This window comes from Lysinibacillus capsici, from assembly GCF_003367505.1.
GTDB lineage: Bacteria > Bacillota > Bacilli > Bacillales_A > Planococcaceae > Lysinibacillus > Lysinibacillus capsici.
The window spans coordinates 12,082-27,292 of record NZ_PXXX01000016.1; the positions used below are offsets into that span (position 1 = coordinate 12,082).

The following is a 15,211-nucleotide window of genomic DNA, read 5'->3' on the forward strand; positions in this document are numbered from 1 at the left end:
AGTCTCTTTTAATAGAGGCTTTTTTCATTTTAAGCATATGGGTACGTCTTTATGGGTATAGAATCGAAGGAGGAGGGATAATGTGAAGAACATATTGAAGCTAGTATGTTTGATCCTGATAACGATTGGTATATTACCGAAGGAAGTGCAGGCAGCCAGCTTTATCGATCTAACGGATGATACATTAACGACGGAAATTCATTATTTAGTAGAACAGGATATTGCGAAAGGCTATTCGAATAACTTGTTCAAGCCGAATGATTTTATTACGAAAGCACAGGTAGCTGTAATGCTAACACGTGCTTTAGGATTAAACACGATCCATGTGCAAAATCCAAACTATCAAGATGTCACAACTACTCATAAATTTTATAAAGAAATTGCGGCTGTGCAAAATAAAGGTATTTTTGATACTGCCCATAAATTTCATCCAGATGCACCGCTTACTAGGGGGGAAATGGCGATTGTGCTAAATAGGGCCTTTCAATTAAAAGGTTCAGATCCTTATTATTTTACAGATGTGAGTAAGCAGACACCAGGTTATAAAGAAATTTTAACACTGGCCCATAATCATTTAGTAAGGAGCTATGAGAATGGTTCGTTTAAACCTAATGACCCTGTTACACGCGCCCATTTCTCAGCGTTTTTAGCGAGAGCAATGACTCTTTCTAAACCTAACTTGCTAAGGGACCCCGCATTTGAATATACGTATGCCTATTATTCTTTAAGTGACAATAAGCGTTATACTTTAAACTATCAATATCAGCAACACGACGGTAAAAATGATGTATGGACAGTCAAAAATGTAAGTACAGGACAAACTATCTCTGATGAGCTTTTATATGGTCATGATCGTGCATACGGACAAGCAATTGCTAGTGAAGCTAACACACATTATGATTTATATATAGAACTTCCACTTAGAATAGGTGTTGTTTTACATGAAGATGATCCAGGGGTTTCAGCAGGGGAACGAGTAACTGTAAAATCTACTGATGGTACGGTACAAGCTGGTGATGTGCAATATACGGGCGTGGTTATAGTCGAGAAAAGGTCAGAATTTAGTGATGTAGTGAAAACTTATTACTTTGTAGATGATATAGGTTTAGTTAAAGAGCTACACAATGACATAGTTGTGTTTGAATTGCTCAATAGGACAATGAAATAATGTGAAAGGAAAGCAAGCCAACCGATGGACTTGCTTTCCTTATTGTTGTACAGAGATATGAAAAAAACGCTGTAGAGCTTGCAGCCATTCCTTCTCAGTGTTTGTTGTATAGGTAGTTAAGGATTGTCCTTCATAAATTCTAAATTCGTTGTTCATCATGGTATGACGGCCACCAATGGTTCGAATCATAGCAATTTTATTGTTTTGCTTGGAAAGTCGTGGTGCAAATTTTGCATCATTGGCATCGTCGTGAAAACTATAAAGCAAACGCCAACTATGTTTAGCTTGTTCCAACAGCATCCAACCATTCGCTTCATCATAATCTATTTTATATAACTCTTTACCTTCATGGTGTTGATAGCCAGCAATCAGTGGCACTGGTTTACAGGGTGCTAATGCACCGACACCTACATCCGAGATATAGTATTGTCCACTCATATTTACTAGTAATAATTGATGCATAGGAATTTCCTCTGGAGGGGTATTTTCCGCTACGTTGCGCCAAAACTGGGCATAACGATTGGTGACAGAAAAGCCAAGCTCTCGTAGAAGCCAGCTGAATAAGATATTTAATTCAAAACAATTGCCACCACGTTTATCAATAATTATTTTCTTAAATATATCAGGAATAGCGAAGGAGATACCACGATTCAAGGCAACATCTAAATTTTCATAGGGAATGGTTAATAGATGTTTAGTTTGTAGTTGTCCAAGTAGTTGAATAGATGGCTCTAACGTTCCTTGAAATTGAATATACTGTAAATAGTGCTGAATCTGTTCATTCATAAAATCGCCTCACTTCCTTATTAATAACATAACCGAAATAGTCTTAGATTACACGCATAAACTGAAGTAGGAAATGATAGAAAAATAGCTAAATAACTAGTAAGATTAATATATTAGCTACTATAAAGTGAAATATTTTACATATTAGTTAATAATATTAATGGTAAGGTAGGTATCGTATAAAGAATGAAATGGATAGAAGTGAATACATATGAGGAAATGAGTGAAGTGGCAGCTACTATTTTCTCAAAACAAATACAAGAGAAACCTGATAGTGTTTTAGGTTTAGCAACTGGTGGATCACCTGTAGGCATGTATAAAGAATTAGTGGCACGACACCAAGCTGGCCATTTATCTTTTAAGGAAGTACAAACTTTTAACTTGGATGAGTATGTTGGCATTGAGCAATCAAGTCCAGCAAGCTACTTTACATTTATGCATGAGAATTTATTTAATTTTGTGGATATACAGCCGAAAAATGTCCATTTGCCAAATGGACAGGCAGCCAATTTAGCTGAAGAATGTGCTGCATATGATAAGAGCATTGAAGAAGCAGGAGGCATTGATTTACAGCTTCTAGGTATCGGTGTAAATGGACACATTGCTTTTAATGAACCAGGCGCATCGTTTGATGCCAAGACGAATATTGTGGAGCTAACAGAGTCAACGAGAACAGAAAATGCTATTTATTTTGATGATCCGTCTGAAGTACCAACACATGCCATTACAATGGGCATTCACTCCATAATGAAGGCAAAGGAAATCATCCTCATTGCCTTTGGTGAAAAAAAACTCCCAGCGATTGAAAAATTGAAAAGTGGTCATATTACAGAAGAATTTCCAGCTAGCCAATTATTAAACCATCCTAATGTTACAATAATTTATGGCGGTACGAATTAGGAAAAATAAGCGAAGACTTCTTAGGATTGAAGTCTTTGCTTATTTGTTTTTCCTGATAGAATAACTCCTGCAACAACCGCTAGTCCACCTATAAGCTGAAATGAATGCAATTTCTCATCAAGAAAAAGGACGGCAAAAATGGAGGCAAAAACAGGAATGAAATTTAAATAAATACTTGCCTTGTTCGCTCCAAGCTGTATAACACCACTGTTCCAGCAGAGAAAAGCAATGATAGAGGCAAAAATACCAACATATAAAATAGCAGCAAAGGTTGACCATTCCCAATGAATTGCTGTTGCACTAGACAGTGTTTCATAGAGAGAAAAAGGAAATAACATCATAGCCCCAAGTCCAATCTTCACTAGAAAGGTAGACTGCCCTGGTAAGCGAGTTGCATATTGTTTAATGAGCAATGAATATATGCTCCAACATAATACTGCTGCGATTACAATTAAATCCCCTTTGTTGAAAGTAAAATCGACAATCCTTGTAAAAGAGCCACCCATTATAATAAAGGCAACTCCACTCAGTGATAGAACGGTCCCTATTAACTGATATTTTGATAGTTTTTCCTTCAAAAAAATAAAGGAAAGTATGTAAATCATTATGGGCGTAGAAGAGTTCATTAAAGATGCATTAATGGACGTTGTGTAATGTAATCCAATGTAAACAAGTGTGTTAAATGCTGTAACACCTGTTAATGAAAGAATGATGACAATAAACCAATGTCTTTTCAGTAACCGCCATTCACGTTTTAATTGGTGAAATGCAATGGGAAAAAAGATAATAAATGCGACGCACCAGCGTAAAAAGGCAAGTGTTAGGGGAGGGATATCTTCACTAACGGCACGTCCAATAACAAAATTACCACCCCATAAAAGAGTTGCGAGTACTAATAATAGATATGGTGGAATTTTCAAGATGCTTTAACCCCTTTATTAATTGAATAGTAAAGTTAATTATAGGCAGTCAGTATAGCAATAATCAATGCCTCTGAAGTTTTGCTATGCTAAAATAAGGACAACAAGAGGAGGAATAACTGTGAAAAGTACCGTACCATGTTTACAAAAGGGAGATTTAGTCGGTGTTGTTGCACTTTCAAGTCTTGTAGAGCCTGAAAAACTAGGAGAAGCAGTAGCTTTTTTGGACGAATTGGGTCTTCGCTATATTGTGGGTGATACGATTCATGCAAAACATGAATATTTGGCAGGAAGTGATGAAATCAGACTAGCTGATTTTCATGAGATGGTAAAAAACCCAGAAGTGAAAGCAATCTTTTGTGTAAAGGGAGGCTATGGCTCTGCCAGAATTGCTGATAAAATTGATTATGCTTTAATAGAAGAAAATCCTAAGATTTTCTGGGGCTTTTCTGATGTTACATATTTACATTGTGCGATTAATGAGTATGCCAATATGGTGACATTTCATGGGCCAATGCTGATGTCAGCTAATAAGATGGATGATTTATCAAAAAAAATGTTTTTACAGCTATTTTCCCCTATGGAAATTCAGTATACAGAGGCAATTTCTCCGCTAACAACGATTGCTGGGGGCATCACACGTGGTGAAATGATCGGAGGAAATCTCTATCGTCTTGTCAGCACACTAGGTACCAAATTTGAAGTAAGAACTGATGGTAGGATTTTATTAATAGAGGATGTAAATGAAACAATTCCAGTTATTGACTCAATGCTTCAGCATTTAAAACAAGCAAGGAAATTTGAGCAATTAGCAGGAGTCGTCATTGGTTCATTTACACAGACAGGATCTGATGAAGAAGCACTTCATTCGTTAATGAAGGAGTATTTTGCAGATTTAGGAATACCAGTCGTGGCAGGTTTTAAGTTCGGACATGAAACAACGAATATAGCCATTCCATTAGGAACAGAGGCAATTTTAGACGCACAGGAAAAGGTGTTAAAAATATTACCAGGTGTGCATGTATGATAGGGAGAGGAAATATGGATATTGAAAAAGTACTGTATGAAGCTGCGGTTGCACTAGCAGAAAAAAGATATCCCACTGGATGGGGAGGAGCTGCAGCCTTATATACCGCGGATGGGCAAATTTTAACAAGTGTCGCACCCGAGGTAATGAATGCTGCTACTGAATTATGTATGGAAACAGGTGCTATTTTAGAGGCACATAAATTGAATACAAAAGTTACGCATTCGATTTGTGTTGCTAGGGAAGATGAAACATCTAAATTTGTAGTGCTGACACCCTGTGGAGTCTGTCAGGAAAGACTTTTTTATTGGGGAGAAAATGTAAAGGCAGCGATTACGAATGCAGATGGAGAATTGGTATTTAAATCATTAAAGGAAATTCAACCTTATCATTGGTATAAGGCATATGAACAATAAAGTAAAAGACATTACAAAAAATGTAATGTCTTTTTTAGCTTCGTTAATAAGGCTCAGCATCGTGTCCTTTATTCATGGCATCTTGAGGTGCTTGATCACCATTGATATTGCCAAGTGGTTTTGATGCAGAGGAATCTTTTTTAGCGTTGTGCAAACCTTCCTTGAGTAAGCGACCATATTCTTCGTCGGCTTCTTGTGCCAAAACAATCATGGCATTTTGAATATCCTCATGACAGACCGATAGATCACGTATTAAATTTGTAAGAAGTTCTTCGCGTTCCCACTGTTCAAAGTTACGATAGGTTTCACCAGCCTGTTTCGTATTACTTTGACGATCAATCGATTCACGAACAAGGTTCCCTTCAATGTATGGTGTATATTCTTTACCAGCTTGTGTTGCTTCCTTTAATCCATTCAGCATGGATGGCTCATAATTAATATGTGGATTTTGTCCAGGTGCCAAATCACGCTTATACATCATTTGCCCACCATGTTGATTGGTCGCTACACGTTTTTTTGGTGCATTAATTGGAAGCTGTAAGTAGTTGGCGCCTACACGATGGCGTTGTGTATCAGAATAAGAGAAAGTACGACCTTGCAACATTTTATCATCAGAGAAGTCTAAGCCATCAACAAGCACCCCTGTCCCGAAAGTAGCCTGTTCCACCTCAGCAAAATAGTCTTCAGGGTTTTTGTTTAACACCATTTTGCCAACTGGATACCATGGAAATTGATCGTTTGGCCAAAGCTTTGTATCATCCAATGGATCAAAATCAAGCTCAGGGTGTGAACCATCCTCCATAATTTGAACATGTAGCTCCCATTCGGGGAAGTCTCCACGTTCGATAGCATCATATAAATCTTGTGTAGCATGATTGAAATTTTTCTGTTGGATTTCTTCTGCTTCTTTTTGTGTTAAATTTTTAATACCTTGTAGCGGTTCCCAATGATATTTGACAAGGACTGCCTTGCCTTCACTATTCACCCACTTGTACGTATTAACCCCAGAGCCCTGCATCATACGATAATTTGCTGGAATCCCCCAAGGAGAGTAAACGAATGTTACCATATGGAAGGTTTCTGGTGAGCTAGCACAAAAATCAAAAAAACGTTCAACGTTTTGAATATTAGTAATGGGATCAGGCTTAAAAGCATGAATCATATCTGGAAATTTGAGCGCATCACGAATAAAGAAGATCTTTAAATTATTGCCCACTAAATCCCAATTGCCATCCTCTGTATAAAACTTTACTGCAAAACCGCGGGGATCACGCAATGTTTCTGGGGAGTGACCACCATGTATAACAGTTGAAAAACGCACAAAGACAGGTGTTTTTTTCCCTTTATCCTGAAAGACTTTTGCACGTGTATACTTAGAGATAGGTTCATTGCCAAGAACACCATAGGTTTCAAAATACCCATGTGCTCCAGCTCCACGAGCATGCACAACCCGTTCTGGAACTCGCTCTCTATCAAAATGACTCATCTTCTCTAGAAAATCATAATTTTCCAATGTTGCAGGACCTCGATTACCGACTGTTCGCAAATTTTGATTGTTGGTAATTGGATGTCCCTGTCTGTTGGTCAATGTCATATCTTGCTCATGTGTTGCATCATCTTGCTGTGTCATAGTATGACCCCTTTCCTATAGATACTTCCATTTTGTCCTTGAAAGGGGCAAACTAGTCATCCAAATTATCCCTTTGAACTACTTAAAAAAGCTCTCCATACATAAATGTAGGAGAGCCCTGGATGGCGTTTTCAAATGGAATCAAGTTGTTTTGAGTATGGCCATTGCTTATAGTTGGTCATTAGTCATCGGTCATACAGTAACAGGTAACTTGTTATTGGTTTTTAACTAATTAGCTGAAAAGCTAGATTTGAAAACAGCACATCCAACTCGGGTTGGAGTCTCACCGTCCCGAGTCTAGAAATAACGGGAATCGTCAAAGTTAATTTGAATACTGTAATTTTTTGAATTAATAAGATTAGATAGCTTATGTGCATCTTTTTCAAGCTTTGTAGCTCGTTCTCTATATTCATCTGGCTCATACAAAGCGATTTCATATAACATTGTATTTTCGCCATAGCCAAATCTTACACTCTCTTTTTCTCGCATACTGAAATCTTTACACATATCAGCCTCGGCACGAAGTTGTGTTGCTAGTTCGATGGCTTCTACTAGTGCTAGCTTTTGACCTTTAAAGTCTACTGTGTTTTGGATGTTTGCTTCGTAAACGAGGCGGTCTAATGTACGAGTATCTAGACGAACTTGGGCTAAGTCAGCTTCAATAAGGGGGAGTGCTCGATTACTTGTTTTAGGGGCTTGTCCCTTTTCAACTGTTACAAAGGCACTGCGATGTAGTTCGTTTACTAGCTCTTGAGTTTTCTTTCCTAAAATACTTTTTAGTTTAACAGCTTCTGCAAGATTAATCACGAAAACACGTCCTTTTTATAGTGTTATAGATGGTACATCATTTGATATAATTGCGATTTGATAATGTCCGCCATGAATTTGATTAAACATTTTCCCAGCTGACGCTAGCAGTCCATTCGCTGCGTCATTTGTTAAGGAAGGGCGGAAATAAAAAATATGTAACGCATCAGTTGTTTCCTCTGTGACAGCTGTGCGTTTAGAATCAACAAAAGGTGAGCCAAATGCTCCTACCTCATCACGACTATACAGAATATTTTCTAATGTGTTAAAGCGCCCATTCAAACCTTCATAACCAATCTCGTCATGACCAAGATCAATTGTTACAAACCCTTTGATTTGAGCAACATCATATAGCCCAATTGGCATTTCATATTGAAGTGAAAAGAAATTATTTAAATCAACACCTGAATGAATTGGCGTTAAATAGTTTTGCTTACTAATTCGACGCATAAGGCTTTCTGCTGAGTGACGATAGCGGTTTGGATCAGCACCAAGCTTTTTCCAAATCTGTCGCCATTCTGCGATCCCCTCACGCTGTGTTACAGGAAGTTCCTGCATTTCAAGAAAAAGATTTTCCTGATACAATTGCATACGCCCTTTAATCATTTGAGGGGATTCTGCTACAACAATTTTGGTATAATGAATAATGCCGATTTTTAGCTCGGGATGTTGTGTTAATAGAGTTGGGTTAATGGAAATTTCCAATGAACATCACCTACTTTATCTATTTCTAATATTGTACCATGTAAGGAGTTGGAAATAAAATGAACATACACGACCTACAACGTGATTTTGTGGCATATGCGATGTCCATTGGTGTTGATAAAATAGGTTTTACAACAGCAGCTCCCTTTACAGAATTAAAAAACAGATTGCGTCGCCAGCAGGAGCTTGGCTATCAGTCTGGATTTGAAGAAAGTGATATTCAAAAACGTACAGAACCCCTTCAATTACTAGATGAAGCAGAGAGTATTGTAGCGATAGCTGTGGCTTACCCTTCACGTATGCAAAATGCACCAATTGGTAAAAGGGGTGCGCGACGTGGAATTTTCTGCCGTGCTTCATGGGGTGTCGATTATCATACAGCATTACGTGAGCGTTTAAAGCTATTATCCACTTGGCTTGAGGAACATGTCAAAGGTGTACGTATTGAATCAATGGTTGATACAGGAGCCCTTGTAGATCGGGCGGTAGCTGAACGTGCAGGCATTGGGTGGAGCGGAAAAAATTGCTCGATTATAACGCCTGAATTTGGTTCCTATGTGTATTTAGGAGAGCTCATTACAAATATTCCATTTGCGCCAGATAAGCCAATGGAGGATGAATGCGGAGATTGTCGACTGTGCTTGGATGTTTGTCCAACGGGAGCCTTAATTCAAGGTGGACAATTGGATGCACAGCGTTGTATTGCTTTTCTGACTCAAACGAAGGGTACATTACCAGATGAGTTTCGTAGTCATATCGGTAATCGACTCTATGGCTGTGATACATGCCAGACAGTATGTCCTAAAAATAAAGGGAAAATTAATTGGATTCATGAAGAATTTATACCAGATTCAGAGCTAGCCAAACCATTATTGACACCGCTTTTAACGATTACTAATCGGGAATTTAAGGGGAGATTTGGTCATGTTTCAGGCTCATGGCGTGGAAAAAAGCCTATCCAGCGTAATGCCATCTTGGCACTTGCTCATTTTAAAGAGGAAGCCGCCATACCAGATTTGATTGCTCTACTTCATAAAGATGACCGTCCTGTCATTCGAGGCACAGCCGCATGGGCTTTGGGTAAGATTGGCGGGGATACTGCACAAACTGCCTTACATGAAGCAGAAGCTACAGAGCAGGACGAAGAAGTGCGAAGTGAAATTTATAAAGGGTTGCAGTTTTTTAAGTAGTATTGGATGTAGAAGCAATTGACTAACTACAGTTTAATGTAGGGATGAAATCAATTACTTGGAGTTCCTATGATTGAGAGCGGATCCGCTCCAAAAGAGGAAGGCTTCGTTAACTTTTTAAAGAGTCAGCTTAAAGAATTTTTTAATAAGGAAGTGTGTCGTTATGCCATTGCATATCGTTTTATATCAACCAGAAATACCAGCCAATACGGGGAATATTGCACGTACCTGTGCGGGTACTAATACATCGCTCCATTTAATTCGTCCGCTAGGTTTTTCAACGGATGATAAAATGCTGAAACGGGCGGGCTTAGATTATTGGCATAGTGTAAATATTGTCTATCATGATTCACTTGAGGATTTTATAGAGTACTCTAAAAATGGAGATGTTTATTTAATCGAAACATACAGTGATGAGCCGTTTACGAAAAATGATTTTAGTGATCAAGACCGAGATATTTATTTTATGTTCGGAAAAGAAACTACAGGTTTGCCGAAGGACTTTGCTTATGAACGCCGAGATATGTGTTTACGTATTCCACAAAGTGATCATGTGCGATCACTTAATTTGTCCAATACGGCTGCAATTGTTATTTATGAGGCATTACGTCAACAAGGATATCCAGGGTTACATTAAAAAGCAGTTCTCCGCTTGTGAGAACTACTTTTTAATATTAAAACTTTAATAACACAACATTCCCCGCTGGATCCTCTGTTTGGAACCCTCCGACGATTTCCGTAACGGGTGCACCTATACCACGAAGATTATCTTTCATAGTTGCCGCTTGTTCTTCGTTATCTAAACGCAATGAGAACGTTTTTAAGCCAACTTGATTTTTTCCAAGCTTTGGTGCATTCTCTGAGTGCCAAGTATTTAAGCCGATATGATGATGGTAACGGCCTGTAGAAATAAATAATGCTTGGGACCCGTAGCGTGTGACAATATCATAACCTAATCCCTTTGTATAAAATTGCTCGGCTTCAGCCAAGTTAGAGACCGATAAATGAATATGGCCCATTACTGTGCCAGCAGGCAGACCAAGCCAGTTGCCATCGCCCTCTTCTAAAATAGAACGAATATTGAGTGGTTCTGTCACCATATGCACCTGATTGTTATGCCATGTCCATTCACTTTCAGGACGATCTGCATAAATCTCGATTCCATTATGATCAGAATCATTTAAATAGAGTGCTTCACTTACAGCATGATCAGAAGCCCCAAGGTACACACCTTTTTCGTGAAAATGAGAAATAACATTAGCTAAGTCACGTCGACTAGGTAATAATAGGGCGAAGTGATAAAGTCCTGTCGTCATGCTAAGCTTATCTTCTACGGTTTTAGGCTGAACAAGAGTTAATAGAGCTGTTTCTCCATCGGCAGTTAACATAGCTTTATGTGAATCTTGTTGTAACACCTTAAAGCCAATAATTTCTTGATAAAAGGTTAAAGAGCGGTGTAAATCACTCACTTTTATTTCAACATTCGTTACATAGGTGTTAGGTTTTTCATGAAAATGCATTTTGAATACCTCCAAATAGTTATCTTTTTTCATTAAGTTACTTTATGTAAGTTAGTTTATTTTAAAAATAAAGGAAAGTCAAGTATTTCTATTGTTCCACAAAAAAAGAAAATCACTAAGCTTTTCGAAAAGCTTAGTGATTTTCTTGAGATATTATTTGTCAGCTTTGTAGTCGCCTTCGTATCCAGCAGTGAAAATAGCTGTTAAGAAAGCAACTGTTACACCAATGATTAATAATAATTTCATGGAAGTAACCCTCCTCATGTTATAAAGAAATCTCTTTTTAGTATAGCCTATCTACTTTAAAAATGAAACGACATAGCAGAATAAAATATGTCAGAAATGGTTCAAACAGCTTGATATCGGGAAAACTAAAAGTGAGGTGATTAGTATGGAAAAAAAGGTGCCAAATATTGAAAATGGGACAATGGTGAGAGATATGAAAGAATTAAAAGATTTGGGCAAGCAGATGGAGCATTTACGTGATGGTCTAGAGCTTGCGGAGGATGAGCGAATCGCTGATCCAATTCAATTGGAAGATGTTGAACAGAAGAAAAAGTAGTATATAAACCAGCCGCTTTATTTTTCTTAAATCCAATTTTTTGTATAATGGAACGAGGATAAGAAAGGGGTTGTGCTTTTTGAATTTACAATCAACGAAAACATTATCAAATGGTGTAGAAATGCCTCGTTTTGGCTTAGGTGTTTACAAAATGACAGAACGTGAGGAAACATTACAGGCTATTGATAAAGCACTTCAATACGGTTATCGAGCTATTGATACAGCATCCTTATATGGGAATGAGGTAGAAGTAGGAGAAGCTATTCGTCATTCAGGCATTCGTCGTGAAGATATTTTTGTTACAACAAAAGTATGGAATAATGACCAAGGATATGATGCAACATTACGTGCTTTTGAGGTTTCGCTAAAGAATTTAAATATGGATTACCTAGATTTATATTTAACACATTGGGCTGTCCCTGAAACATTTGAAGAAACATATCGAGCTATTGAGCGCCTTTACGATGAAAAATTAATTCGCTCAACAGGTGTATCGAATCATCATGAGCATCATTTAGAAAAAATATTGGCTAAGGCAAATACTGCACCGATGGTTAATCAAGTGGAGGTACATCCGTATTTACAACAGCAGCCATTAAGGGCATTTTGTAGTGAACACCAAATTGCTGTTACTGCATGGTCTCCACTAGGACGTGGTGGTGTACTTGCTGATCCTACCATTATTGAGATTGGGAAAGAAATCGATAAAACCCCTGCTCAGGTAGTACTGCGTTGGCATTTACAAAATGATACACTCGTTATTCCCAAATCCGTAACACCGAGCCGAATTGAGGAAAACGCACAGATTTTTGATTTTGAATTAACCCAAGATCAAATGGAGAAAATGGCAACATTAAATCGTAACCAACGATTTGGACAAGATCCTGATCATTTTAAATTTGATTTTTAAAAAAAGAATAAATCCCGCACTCCTATAGAGGCGGGATTTTTCTTATTGCTCGTCCTTGACGATAATACGTTTATTTAAAAAAGGATGGTCAAATTCTAATTGAATGGCATGTAGTTCGTAGTCATCACTTACTGTTTCTCGTGCACCATACATTGTATCCCCAATAATTGGATGGCCAATATAGGCTAAATGCACACGGATCTGATGTGTTCGCCCAGTCTCAAGTATGAGATGAACGACACAGGAATTTTTGTAACGCGCCACCACTTCATAGTGTGTTACAGCATGCTGTCCAGTTTTGGACACAACACGTCTTGTGGCATGGTGTCTGTCTTTGCCAATTGGTTCAGCAATCGTTCCAGAAGACGTTCGTAAGTTACCTTGCACCTCTGCTGCATACGTACGAATAATGGTTTTTTCCTCAATCATTCGATCGAAAATGGACTTTGCTAAAGGGTGCTTTGCTACTAGTAATAAGCCCTGTGTCCCTTTATCAAGACGATGAACATGTTCAGCATAAATGCCACCCTGTTCTTTGATATGTGCCATGACATGGTTCATACATGTATGTGTATCACGAGCATCATTAGGATGTGTTGCCATACCTTTTGGCTTTGATACGATTAAACAATGGTCATCCTCATAGACTACATCAATAGCACATACAGGTGTTGGTTTGTAGCTAGAAGTTGGAACAGGAAACGTAAATTTGATTATTGTTCCAGTTTGTAATGGTGTATTCCATTGAATCAGCTCATCATTTACCAATGTGATGGCTTTGGCCATACGCAATTCATGAACGAGTTTTTTACCGAGTCGCCAATGATTACGTAGCAATTCTTCCACACTTAAGTTATCTTCAGCAATTTCATAATGAAACATAGATCTTCCTCCGTAGAAAAAACCGTATTCCAAAGGTAGAACACGGTCTTTCGATTATTTTGCAGCTTTAGAAGCTTTGATTAAATAAAAGCTTGCCCCTGCTATTAAAATAAATGCAGTTAATGCTAAAAACGGAATAGTAATAAAGCCTAACCAATTAATATATTGTCCTGTACAAGAAACTGCGCCACAGGAGGGGGCATTTTCAGCTAAAAAGCTAAGCTTTTGAATTCCGTAATGGTAAAGTGAAATACAGCCGCCAACCACAGAAAATACAGCTGTTGTGACAGCAATACGTGCATTTTTTTGTATAAATGCTACTGTCGTCATTATAACAATTGGGTACATAAAAATACGTTGAATCCAACATAATTTACAAGGTTCATAATGACGAATCTCAGAAAAATATAACGAACCTAGTGTTGCTATAGCAGAAACAATCCAAATAAATAATAAGCCATTTTCTTCTTTTTTAGACATATTCAATCTTCCCTTCATAAAACCATGTCCTTGTTCGATTATAGTGGTTCTAGTTTTATATGTAAATCAACTTACACAAAATAAGGTATGTGATGAATTTCAGTCTAAAGTATGAACGGTGGAAGCAGACGCTTTCAATAGCTTAATGGTATCATTAACAATAGTAATGCTAAAGAAGAGGTGTTTTCGTGAGGGAGAATGAGCATTCCAATATCAGTATTTTAAAAGAGATTGCTGAACTATTAAATGAAGAAACTGAAATTGTCACAATGCTAAAAGGTGCGCTCATCAAATTTTTAAATGGCACCAATTTTGAAACAGGCTGGATTTTTTTTATTGATGCAAAGGGGCGTTCAGAACTTGTTGTCCATGAAAATCTACCAGAGGCATTGGAATATAACAATTGCCATTATTTAAAAAAGGGAGGTTGTTGGTGTGTATCGCGTTATCGTAATGAAGAGCTAAAAAAAGCCTCCAATATTATCGAGTGTCAGCGTATTGAAAGTGCCATAGCTGCAAATGTTGGGGATCATGAAGGAATCACGCATCATGCGACAGTACCTCTTCAATCTGGACAAGAACGTTTTGGCGTATTAAATGTTGCATCTAAGGATACAGTACGCTTTTCAGAGGAGGAGCTTGCTTTATTAGAATCAGTTGCCTTTCAGATGGGTTCAGCTATTAAGCGAATTTTACTGACAAAGCAGGAGCAGGAAATGGCGCTTGTGAAGGAACGTAATCGCCTAGCTCGTGATTTACACGATTCAGTTAATCAACTACTATTCTCGGTTACGTTAACAGCTAGGGCTGGCATTGAAATGACGGATGATTGCGAAGTGAAAGAAACATTTAAAGAGATTCAGCATTTAACACAAGATGCACTTACAGAGATGCGTGCGTTAATTTGGCAATTGCGACCTAAAGGATTGGAAAATGGTTTACTTGAGGCCATGAAAGTATACGCTGAAATGCTTGGCTTAAAACTACATGTTACGGTTTCAGGCGTATTGCAATTTCCCTCACGTATTGAAGAAACATTATTTCGCGTAGCCCAAGAGGCGTTAAATAATGTACGTCGCCATGCAGGTGTATTAGAGGCAGCATTGTATATTACTGTTACGTCAACAGATATTTTGTTGGTTATTCGTGATGAGGGACGGGGCTTTGTCATTGACAACAATACAAAGTTGCTTTCAATGGGCTTACAATCTATCAAGGATCGTGCAAAATCAGTTGGTGGAACTGCCGACTGGGTAAGTGAAATTGGCAAAGGTACGGAGCTGCTAATCCGCTTGCCATATTAAGGGG

General features: G+C 38.0%; 17 protein-coding genes. 9 read left to right on the top strand and 8 right to left on the bottom strand.

Going from position 1 to position 15,211, the window contains the following annotated elements; translation table 11 throughout:
• The first annotated feature begins 82 nt into the window (after positions 1-82).
• On the top strand, positions 83-1,168 hold the full coding sequence (locus tag C7B89_RS15000; RefSeq protein ID WP_115674042.1) for an S-layer homology domain-containing protein: 1,086 nt from the start codon (positions 83-85) through the stop codon (positions 1,166-1,168).
• 39 nt (positions 1,169-1,207) lie between these two features.
• On the opposite strand, the gene C7B89_RS15005 is transcribed toward C7B89_RS15000, so the two are convergent.
• A complete protein-coding gene (locus tag C7B89_RS15005; RefSeq protein ID WP_115674043.1) occupies positions 1,208-1,954 on the bottom strand; it encodes an arylamine N-acetyltransferase family protein in 747 nt (248 codons plus the stop codon).
• Positions 1,955-2,140: 186 nt separating this feature from the next.
• On the opposite strand from C7B89_RS15005, the gene nagB reads away from it, so the two are divergent.
• Entirely contained in the window at positions 2,141-2,854 is a 714-nt protein-coding gene (gene nagB, locus C7B89_RS15010; protein ID WP_054548669.1) for a glucosamine-6-phosphate deaminase, read from the top strand.
• Positions 2,855-2,874: 20 nt separating this feature from the next.
• On the opposite strand, the gene C7B89_RS15015 is transcribed toward nagB, so the two are convergent.
• Positions 2,875-3,774, bottom strand: a complete 900-nt coding sequence (locus C7B89_RS15015) for a DMT family transporter (RefSeq protein ID WP_115674044.1) — start codon at positions 3,772-3,774, stop codon at positions 2,875-2,877.
• A 121-nt stretch (positions 3,775-3,895) separates the two neighbouring features.
• Between C7B89_RS15015 and C7B89_RS15020 the strand changes: the two genes are divergently transcribed.
• Both C7B89_RS15020 and C7B89_RS15025 read left to right on the top strand, forming a co-directional pair.
• Positions 3,896-4,801 carry a S66 peptidase family protein gene (locus C7B89_RS15020; RefSeq protein ID WP_115674045.1) on the top strand — a complete coding sequence of 302 codons (906 nt, stop codon included), beginning with the start codon at positions 3,896-3,898 and terminating at the stop codon, positions 4,799-4,801.
• A gap of 14 nt (positions 4,802-4,815) precedes the next feature.
• Positions 4,816-5,217, top strand: coding sequence for a cytidine deaminase (locus tag C7B89_RS15025; RefSeq protein WP_048391850.1), 402 nt, complete (start codon positions 4,816-4,818; stop codon positions 5,215-5,217).
• A 43-nt stretch (positions 5,218-5,260) separates the two neighbouring features.
• Here the strand turns inward: C7B89_RS15025 and C7B89_RS15030 are convergent, their stop codons facing one another.
• The 3 genes from C7B89_RS15030 to C7B89_RS15040 form a co-directional block, all read right to left on the bottom strand.
• Positions 5,261-6,847: a catalase gene (locus C7B89_RS15030; protein ID WP_115674046.1), complete on the bottom strand. Its 1,587-nt coding sequence runs from the start codon at positions 6,845-6,847 to the stop codon at positions 5,261-5,263.
• A 297-nt stretch (positions 6,848-7,144) separates the two neighbouring features.
• On the bottom strand, positions 7,145-7,654 hold the full coding sequence (locus tag C7B89_RS15035; RefSeq protein ID WP_048391820.1) for a hypothetical protein: 510 nt from the start codon (positions 7,652-7,654) through the stop codon (positions 7,145-7,147).
• A 15-nt stretch (positions 7,655-7,669) separates the two neighbouring features.
• The gene (locus tag C7B89_RS15040; RefSeq protein ID WP_115674047.1) at positions 7,670-8,359 is read right to left on the bottom strand and encodes a B3/B4 domain-containing protein; all 690 of its coding nucleotides are present in this window, start codon (positions 8,357-8,359) and stop codon (positions 7,670-7,672) included.
• A 59-nt stretch (positions 8,360-8,418) separates the two neighbouring features.
• Here C7B89_RS15040 and queG point away from each other — a divergent pair, with 59 nt between their 5' ends.
• The gene (queG, locus tag C7B89_RS15045) at positions 8,419-9,549 is read left to right on the top strand and encodes a tRNA epoxyqueuosine(34) reductase QueG (RefSeq protein WP_115674048.1); all 1,131 of its coding nucleotides are present in this window, start codon (positions 8,419-8,421) and stop codon (positions 9,547-9,549) included.
• Between the two features lie 163 nt (positions 9,550-9,712).
• The gene (gene trmL / locus C7B89_RS15050) at positions 9,713-10,186 is read left to right on the top strand and encodes a tRNA (uridine(34)/cytosine(34)/5-carboxymethylaminomethyluridine(34)-2'-O)-methyltransferase TrmL (protein WP_004230835.1); all 474 of its coding nucleotides are present in this window, start codon (positions 9,713-9,715) and stop codon (positions 10,184-10,186) included.
• A gap of 37 nt (positions 10,187-10,223) precedes the next feature.
• Here the strand turns inward: trmL and C7B89_RS15055 are convergent, their stop codons facing one another.
• A complete protein-coding gene (locus C7B89_RS15055; protein WP_115674049.1) occupies positions 10,224-11,069 on the bottom strand; it encodes a VOC family protein in 846 nt (281 codons plus the stop codon).
• 391 nt (positions 11,070-11,460) lie between these two features.
• On the opposite strand from C7B89_RS15055, the gene C7B89_RS23105 reads away from it, so the two are divergent.
• Both C7B89_RS23105 and C7B89_RS15060 read left to right on the top strand, forming a co-directional pair.
• Positions 11,461-11,631 (top strand): hypothetical protein, encoded by a 171-nt coding sequence (locus tag C7B89_RS23105; RefSeq protein WP_004230831.1) that lies wholly within the window; start codon positions 11,461-11,463, stop codon positions 11,629-11,631.
• Positions 11,632-11,710: 79 nt separating this feature from the next.
• Complete coding sequence (locus C7B89_RS15060) at positions 11,711-12,541, top strand: aldo/keto reductase (RefSeq protein WP_048391812.1); 831 nt, start codon at positions 11,711-11,713, stop codon at positions 12,539-12,541.
• A 42-nt stretch (positions 12,542-12,583) separates the two neighbouring features.
• Here C7B89_RS15060 and C7B89_RS15065 read toward each other — a convergent pair whose 3' ends face one another.
• Positions 12,584-13,423 (bottom strand): RluA family pseudouridine synthase, encoded by an 840-nt coding sequence (locus C7B89_RS15065; protein WP_054548663.1) that lies wholly within the window; start codon positions 13,421-13,423, stop codon positions 12,584-12,586.
• Between the two features lie 54 nt (positions 13,424-13,477).
• On the bottom strand, positions 13,478-13,903 hold the full coding sequence (locus C7B89_RS15070) for a disulfide formation protein C (protein ID WP_048391807.1): 426 nt from the start codon (positions 13,901-13,903) through the stop codon (positions 13,478-13,480).
• A gap of 188 nt (positions 13,904-14,091) precedes the next feature.
• Here C7B89_RS15070 and C7B89_RS15075 point away from each other — a divergent pair, with 188 nt between their 5' ends.
• Positions 14,092-15,207 (top strand): GAF domain-containing sensor histidine kinase, encoded by a 1,116-nt coding sequence (locus C7B89_RS15075; RefSeq protein ID WP_054548662.1) that lies wholly within the window; start codon positions 14,092-14,094, stop codon positions 15,205-15,207.
• Positions 15,208-15,211: the final 4 nt, after the last annotated feature.